5 protein-coding genes and 2 pseudogenes are annotated in these 5698 nt (G+C 62.0%); 3 read left to right on the top strand and 4 right to left on the bottom strand.

The genetic code is table 11. The features are described from left to right. Positions 1 to 209 precede the first annotated feature (209 nt). From ACROSR_RS19955 to ACROSR_RS19940, 4 genes and pseudogenes are all read right to left on the bottom strand, one after another. A pseudogene (locus ACROSR_RS19955) lies at positions 210 to 656 on the bottom strand (integrase core domain-containing protein); the annotation flags it as partial. Positions 657 to 683: 27 nt separating this feature from the next. Then, positions 684 to 1151 carry a transposase gene (locus tag ACROSR_RS19950; RefSeq protein ID WP_432687638.1) on the bottom strand — a complete coding sequence of 156 codons (468 nt, stop codon included), beginning with the start codon at positions 1149 to 1151 and terminating at the stop codon, positions 684 to 686. Between the two features lie 15 nt (positions 1152 to 1166). Continuing rightward, entirely contained in the window at positions 1167 to 2099 is a 933-nt protein-coding gene (locus ACROSR_RS19945; RefSeq protein ID WP_432687637.1) for an IS4/Tn5 family transposase DNA-binding protein, read from the bottom strand. Between the two features lie 103 nt (positions 2100 to 2202). Next, a pseudogene (locus tag ACROSR_RS19940) lies at positions 2203 to 2709 on the bottom strand (transposase family protein); the annotation flags it as partial. A gap of 157 nt (positions 2710 to 2866) precedes the next feature. On the opposite strand from ACROSR_RS19940, the gene ACROSR_RS19935 reads away from it, so the two are divergent. The 3 genes from ACROSR_RS19935 to ACROSR_RS19925 form a co-directional block, all read left to right on the top strand. Further along, entirely contained in the window at positions 2867 to 3895 is a 1029-nt protein-coding gene (locus ACROSR_RS19935) for an IS110 family RNA-guided transposase (RefSeq protein ID WP_432687636.1), read from the top strand. A 582-nt stretch (positions 3896 to 4477) separates the two neighbouring features. Further along, positions 4478 to 4690 (top strand): flavodoxin domain-containing protein, encoded by a 213-nt coding sequence (locus ACROSR_RS19930; protein WP_432687635.1) that lies wholly within the window; start codon positions 4478 to 4480, stop codon positions 4688 to 4690. 186 nt (positions 4691 to 4876) lie between these two features. Next, on the top strand, positions 4877 to 5698 hold an 822-nt coding region (locus tag ACROSR_RS19925; RefSeq protein WP_432687634.1), incomplete at its 3' end, for an efflux RND transporter periplasmic adaptor subunit.

Raw genomic sequence — 5698 nt, 5'->3', positions numbered from 1 at the left:
CCTACGACACAACATCTCGTGCTGTCGTCCGATAACCGGAAATGAAACCCACCCACACAAAACGCGAAGAAGCCATAAAAGTGGCAGCAGGAACCGTGACCTCCACCGAAAATCGTGGCCTCACAGTTGCGCAGATCTGGTCCCGCACCGGTTACCAAGCCGTATGTCACAGGCGAGGATAGATGGGGTGGTTGCCGCCCTCCCCAGATGTCACATCCCGGAAGGTGGTATGGCTGTTTCGTGAACAGCTCTGGCTTGAGTTTGTGCCAGTCCTTCATCGCCTGCAAGGGCGTCCTGCTGCCCAAGGCTGATTGCGGAAGCTGCTGGTTATAGAGCCAGACGTAGCGGTGCAGCGTGGTCTCCAACTCTTCGCCGGATCGGAAGTGGTGGCTTTGTAGCACCTCCTCGATGCGGCCATTGAACCGCTCGACCATGCCGTTGGTCTGCGGGGACTTCGGTGGGGTGAGGCGGTGTTCTATGTCGAGGGCTGCACAGAGCGTGTCGAACTCGTGCGCCCCGGTTGCAACGCGTTTGCGCAGGCCGAAGAGGCGATCGGTGAACTCCTTGCCGTTGTCCGTCAGAATGGTGCGGATGCGCAACGGGCAGGCGCGCTCCAGGTCACGCAGGAAGCGCCGGGCGTTTGCGGCGGTCTTGGCCTTGAATATGCGTATGAAGACTTTCAATTACCCACAAGTTGACGATGGGTCTGGATTAGCTGCTTGGAACCCGTCGGTAAGGTCGGCCAGTCGCGAGAAACCGCGCCAGATGACGGTGGTTCCTGGGGGCGGATCGTTTTTTCGATCGAGGTATCCGCCGAGCTTTGCGACGGCTGTCATGTAGAATGCCAGATCCTTCGATGCGTTCTGTCGGTTCGACGGCATCGCTCTGTCGAGCAGGATGCGTTCGGTTTCGGTGAATACAGCTGCCGGGGAGGCTCTCGGGCTCTGACGGCGGAGCATGGTCAGCCACGAGATCCTCCAGGCAACGACGCAGCACAGCGCGATGCACTTGGCAAGGCGGTCGGCCGTGGTCAGCCGGACATCCTCGATCCGGCATCCGGTCTTCAAGGTCCTGAAGAAGGTCTCGATGTTCCAGCGCAGCGCGTACCAGTCAAGCTTGTTCACCGCATCGGCATGATTTTCGACCGGCAGGTTCGTGATCAGCTTCTAGAAGACCGGCGCCCGGTGCTCTGGCGGATCAAATTCCTCCGCATGGATGACCTGAAGATGCTGATGGTCATAGGCTTTCTGCTTTCCGATCGGCGGGCGGACCGTCATCGTCGCGTGCCGGATCGAAAGAATGGCCTGCTCTTCCTTGCCCTGCGCGTCGCGGAAGCGGATTTCATGCGTGCCGCTGGACTGGACGCCCGCCATCACGCGGGCGATGGTCATGTCGCCGTCTTCGGCCAGGCGGTCGACGCAGCTTCGGACCAGGAAACCGGTTCCGAGTTCCTGCGCCAAGCAGAAGAGCTCGTAGATATCGCTTTCCCGGTCACCGACATGCACACAGCGCTCGGGTGCGCCCGCCAGCTCGGTGGACCGGCGTAGATTGTCGAGCCAGCGCATGCTTTCCTTCTGGTCGATCGGCACCCGGGTGGGGTTGATCTTGCGCTTCAGCGCGGCGGTCCCTTTGAACTTGTCGCGCGACCAGAACTTGGCCGCCGTCAGGCCGAGCGGCAGCCCCTCCGGCGTGATGGCAAGGCTGGCATGCATCAGAAGGCCGCAGATCGCGTGCTTCTGATGGCGACCCTCCTTCAGCTTTCGTCCGGTCGAGATCTTTGTGAATCCGATCTTCTCAGGCGCGGCGCGCTTGAAGGAGAACTCAGTCGTGTCCTGCAGGATCAGGATCGGGCCATCGGTGGCCTGGATCCGCAGGCCAGTGGCCGCAAAATGGCCCTCGAGGATTTTGTCCTCACTCACATTCTCGTTGGCGAAGAACCGATAGGCGGCCTTCGTGTTGGCCCAGTCCTGAAACGCCGTGGGCAGAGACGTCCCCGGCCGTTCACCGATTGACTGCATGATCGTCCCGAGCCGGCGGTTCAGCCGTGCATCGCCCAGCTCGCATTCCGAGATTTCATCGCCCACCCAACTGTTCCCCATGAGAGCACCCGAATTGTTGAAGGTGCCAGAGAACGAATCACGCCTGATTCCGCGCGATCAAGAAAAAAAAATCAGCACGCCAAAAACTTGTGGGTAACTTCAAGATGAAGACCCACCGAGTTGCGCGGTCGACGGCCACAAAAAGGTAACGGCGGCGGCTCTCATCGGCCATCTGAGGCAGGTATTTCACATCGATATGGATATAGCCCGGCTCGTAAGCCTTGAAGGCGCTGTGTTTGGGCTTGGGTGCTTTGGCCTTCATGTCGCGCAGGTTGCCGACACCGTGCCGACGCAGACAGCGGTCCAGCCCCGAACGCGAGGCATTCGGGTTTAGGAACTCGCGCACCACGGACAAAAGGTCGTCGAGCGAGACCAGCAGGGTCTTGCGCAGCGCCACCGCGACGGCCTCCTGCGCGGGCGTCAACGTCGTCTGCAACCGATGCGGCGTATGACTGCGGTCTTCAACACCGTCGCGCTTGCGCCACTTCCACACGGTTTGTTCCGTGGTCCCGTGCCGCTCGGCGACCATCCAGGCCGGTTCCTTGCTGGCCTGGATGGTCGCCCTGATCTTCGGTGTCGTCGTCGCTTGGCTGTGAAGTTTGATCAGCATCCCGACCTCCCGTTTCGCACCTCGCTCAGAACAGACCGTGCCATGAATAGCGCAGATCGACGAGGGGCTATGTGATCATCCGGGATGGAACACCCAGACGGCATCGCAGTGTGCCAAGATGGTGGTCTGAGAGCCACAAAGCGGAGAGGACGGCAAAATGAAGGATACGATAATCGGGGTGGACTTGGCAAAACGTGTTTTCCAACTACACGGCGCAACGATGACGGGGCATGTGAGGTTTCGCAAGAAGCTGACGCGCGAGCAGTTCCGGCGGTTCATGGCTGAGCATCCTTCCTGCCTCGTCGTGTTCGAGGCCTGTGGCAGCGCCAGCTACTGGGCGCGCGAGATGGCAAAGCTCGGCCATGACGCCAAGCTCATTGCGCCACAATACGTAAAGCCTTTCGTGAAGCGCCAGAAAAACGACGCGGCTGATGCCGAGGCGATCGTGATCGCCGCGCGCCAGCCCGAGATGCGGTTCGTCGCCCCCAAGACGGAGGATCAACAGGCCAGGACGATGCTGTTCCGCGGCCGTGAGCGCCTGGTCCATCAGCGCACCGAACTGGTGAACGCGCTGCGGGCGGTGCTCTACGAGTATGGGCATGTGTTTCCTGCCGGCATCGGCCATCTCAAACGGATCGAGGCGCTGCTCGAAGACCCCACCTGCGACCTGCCGGCCTTGATCACCACCGAATGTCGCGACCTGCTGGCACAGATTGCCGAGAAGACCAACAGGATCGACGCGAAGACGAAAGCTCTGAAGGAGCTGGCGGCCGGGACCGACACGGCGCGCCGTCTGCAGACCATGCCGGGGGTCGGGCCTCTGACGGCGCTTGCGGTCGAGGCTTTTGCGCCCGGCATGGCGCAGTTCAGGTGTGGCCGGGATTTCGCAGCCTGGCTGGGACTGGTGCCGCGACAGAACTCTTCCGGCGGCAAGGAGCGCCTGGGGCGAATATCGAAGGCCGGTCAGACCGACATCCGACGGCTTCTGATCATCGGGGCGATGACCCGGATCATGGGCCGTGCGCGCCACAAGATCCCGGCGGACAGCTGGCTTGGCCGAATGCTGGCGCGCAAGCCGAAGATGCTGGTCGCGATCGCGCTGGCCAACAAGATGGCGCGGCAGATCTGGGCCATCTTGACGAAAAACGAGGATTACAGGGATCCGGTGCTGGCAACAGCGGCATGAGCATCGTGCCGTAACCAGCCAGTATCGGTGCAACGGGGAGTGTGAGAAGGCGAAGACCTGAATGGGCGCAACGATCGAACAGATCCGGATCGGGAAAACCAGTGGGACACTAAGAGCCTGTAGCTCGGTGGGTAGATTTGGACCCGATCCGCTGATCACCATACCGGCCCGCGGCTTCTGGAATGCCGCAAAACGAGGCCTGACAGAAGACCGCACTCGATCACATGCTCAAACGGTCAGAAATTTCTTGCACTACGGGCGGCAACCACAGAAGTGTCCCACGCCATTACGGTGGGGTGGGGCGCTTGCGGCTCGACGCGTTTGTCCTGTGATACTGCCAAGATAGCGAACCTTTGCGCCGGGCTTGCATCGCGGCGATCCTCGGCCCGGATCCGGATTTGACATGTCTCGAGACCTCCAGATTGGATATCGGCTATTCTATACACATGTGCCCCGGACAAAGAGATCAACAATGACCGTCCTAATCGTCTATGCGACCCAAGAAGGCCAGACAGCCAGGATCGCGCGCTTTGTCGAGGTCGAACTGTGCAATGCCGGGCACGATACGCGTGTCGTGGATGTATGGACGAAACCATCGAAATCAGCCTCGATGGAATCGATACCTTGATCCTCGCCGCGCCGGTGCACGAACATCGCCATCCCGAACGGTTCGAAAAGTTCGTGGCAACTCACCGCGATGCGCTCGATTGTGGCTGGACGCCCATGCTTTCGGTCAGCTTGTCCGCAACGTTCCCGAAGGCCTGGAAGAGGATACGGCAGCAGCGAAACGACTGACGGCGATTCCCATAACCCGCTTAGCCGAGCATTCTCCGACGCATGACGGCCGCCTGCAGCCTCGGCCCGGACCGCACCCGTGACCCGGGATGCATGCGCACAGCGGCTGAGGGTGTGTTGTGCTTTCGTCCAAAGAGTGGGATCTATCCTTTTGCCGGTGGCCACGCGACGAAAAGGTGATGGATCATGAAGCTCTGGCGCATGTTGCGACTTCTGCCACCTCTGGTCCTTGGCATCGGCGGTGCGATCTGGCTTGTCTCGACCGCCGCGCCGCCTGCGCAGACCGACCGACAGGAGCGCGAGGTCGCCGCGCGCACCATCACAGCCGAGGCACGACCGGTTGCCCCCGTGCTGCGCGGCTATGGCACCGTGCGGGCGGCGCAGAGCTGGCAGGCGGTGGCCGAGGTCGCAGGCGCGGTGACCTTTCGCCATCCCGAGCTTGAGACCGGCAACATGATCTCCGCGGGAACACGCGTGCTCGAGATCGATCGGGGCCGCTACGAGACAACCTTGAAAGAGGCCGAGGCGGATCTGACCGCCCTGCGGACCGAAGGCCGGCAGATCGCACTGGAGGCCGAGAACACCCGCCTGATCCTGGACATAGAACGGGACCGGCTGGCCCTTGCCGAATCCGATCTGGTCCGTGTGCGGACGCTCGCCGAACAGGGCACGGTCCCGCAGGCGCGGCTGGACGAGCAGACACGCGCCACCCTGTCGTTGCGCCGTACGGTGCAGGAGCTCGAGAACACGCTGGCCCTGATCCCGGTGCGCCGCGCGCGTCTCGATGCGCGGATCGCGCGCGCCGACGCGGCCAAGGCCCGTGCAGAACGGGATCTGCGCATGACCCGGATCGGCACGCCGTTCGATGTGCGGGTGGGGGATGTGCATGTCGAGCAGCATCAGTACGTGACCGGCGGTCAGCCCCTGATCGAGGCCGATGGCATCGCGCGGGCGGAAATCGTGGCGCAGATGCCCCTCGACAGCTTTCCGCGCCTGATGGGCGCCGCC

Origin of the sequence: Roseovarius tibetensis, from assembly GCF_050896375.1 — a bacterium.
Lineage (GTDB): Bacteria > Pseudomonadota > Alphaproteobacteria > Rhodobacterales > Rhodobacteraceae > Roseovarius > Roseovarius tibetensis.
Note: the sequence above shows the minus strand (reverse complement) of the source record. Positions and strands in the feature narration are given on the sequence as shown.